The organism is Alienimonas sp. DA493 (genome assembly GCF_043951915.1).
Classification (GTDB): Bacteria; Planctomycetota; Planctomycetia; order Planctomycetales; family Planctomycetaceae; genus Alienimonas.
This window is the reverse complement of record NZ_JBINJD010000315.1, coordinates 1-1,591: the sequence shown is the minus strand read 5'-3', so window position 1 is coordinate 1,591 and position 1,591 is coordinate 1. Positions and strand designations below refer to the sequence as shown.

At 59.3% G+C, this 1,591-nt stretch carries 1 protein-coding gene and 1 pseudogene; one reads left to right on the top strand and one right to left on the bottom strand.

From position 1 onward, the window contains the following. Positions 1 to 254, top strand: a pseudogene (locus tag ACG2DA_RS22710) (hypothetical protein); the annotation flags it as partial. 237 nt (positions 255 to 491) lie between these two features. Here the strand turns inward: ACG2DA_RS22710 and ACG2DA_RS22705 are convergent. Next, positions 492 to 1,469 (bottom strand): YaaC family protein, encoded by a 978-nt coding sequence (locus ACG2DA_RS22705; RefSeq protein ID WP_395258965.1) that lies wholly within the window; start codon positions 1,467 to 1,469, stop codon positions 492 to 494. Between the last annotated feature and the right edge of the window lie 122 nt (positions 1,470 to 1,591).

Below are 1,591 nucleotides of genomic sequence, written 5' to 3'. Positions count from 1 at the left end.
CGGCCGACCTCATCCCCCACCCAGGCCGAGTGATGAAGTCCCGCATAACGACCCTCGCCCCCCCGCGGTTCGCTCCGGGCCTGTCCACCGCTGAGCCCTTCGCCGTGTCTGCGGTCGAACCGGCCGCCCCCGACGGCCCGCGGCTGGGCTCCGGCAAGTGCACCTCCGCGGGCTGTAGCTGCCCGTCCTACGTCGAACCGGTGAGCGGCTTCGACTGCCGCCGCTGCGGCCACCCGAAGTCCGACCACTGGTGAGTCGGGGGCGGGGCGAAGCGCCAAGACCAAGAAATCAAGAACCAAAACGCCCGTGTGCCATGCTCTCACCGTGGCGGAAGCGACGGTGCACGCCCAACGGCTCGGCCCGCCGCGGGGTGAGCATGCCGGTTGACGCGGCCCTCGGCGAGTGCTTGTGAACCGCTCGCATACTCACCCGCCTCCGTGCCGCTACGCGGCACTCCGGCGGGAGAGAGCATAGCTCTAGGGGTCCATGAATTAGGCACGCAACCCAACAGTCATAAAGTCTTTGCCAGTGATCTCGCACGCCACCTCATCGACAAATTGATCAAGCGAAAGCGTAATAAACTGCGTGAGGAGCCAGTTATGTTGACATGCGAAGTGTTTCTCGAGTAGGTCAGGGGTGTATCGAGCAAGCTCACTCAATCGATGCATCGCGGCATAGATGAGCGTCATGTTCCGCAACGGGATCGTCCCGGAGATTGGCGACCGCTTCAAATACCATAAACGCGTCGAGCCATGAATATACGAAACATGCTCTCTCACCTCAGCGTGATATGACTTGAGACGAAGAACGTTTCCGGCTTCTGCGGGCTTGCCGTCCTTCCAAGAGAATCGTTTGCGGCGCCTGATCACCCAAGGTTCGGGGGCCCCCTTATCCAGTTCGTAGCCCTGCGGGAGCTTATTCACCCAATGCTGGGACTGATAGTGGCCACCCTGGATGTTTGCACAGAACCAGGCCTCGCTAGACCCTTCTTTTCTGACGAATCGCGGGAACTGAATAGGGATGAACAGCTCTGGCCTATTGGTGTAGGTGAGCTGAAACGCACGGTGAACGAAAGCTAGATTATAAAGTATGTCTTGCAAGTTGTGCCGGGCGACCTGAACCTGCTCACCGAAGTACTGTCGAAGCGCGGCGTGGACGCCCCCTCCCTTTAGCAGCACTTCCTCATTTGAGAGAGCCGTCTTGCCAGGCTTGCGGTTGCCGGTGAGACCGTGGAAAGGGGTATGTGCGATTCCCTTCGCCTTCAGGAGCGCTTTTGTGGCATTAAGGATACAGTAATATGCGGTCAGCGGAGCGGAGGCAGGGGGAAGCTGAACCGTTGCGTCATAGAACTGATGCGCTTGGCCCCAGAAGAAGCTTGCGTCGCCTGCCTTAGCCCGTCGCATCCAAAGGCTTACGTACTCCCACGGGTCCCGCGTAAGAACTGTTGGAGAGTTGAAATCGGGATCCACATTCGCCTTATGGACGAATAGATTCTTAGACCGCAGTTTCAGGCTCTGCTGTGCCAATGACCAATCTCGTTATGGGGCGACACTGTAACGCGAACCGCGACCGTGAGGGAGCCGGCTCCCTC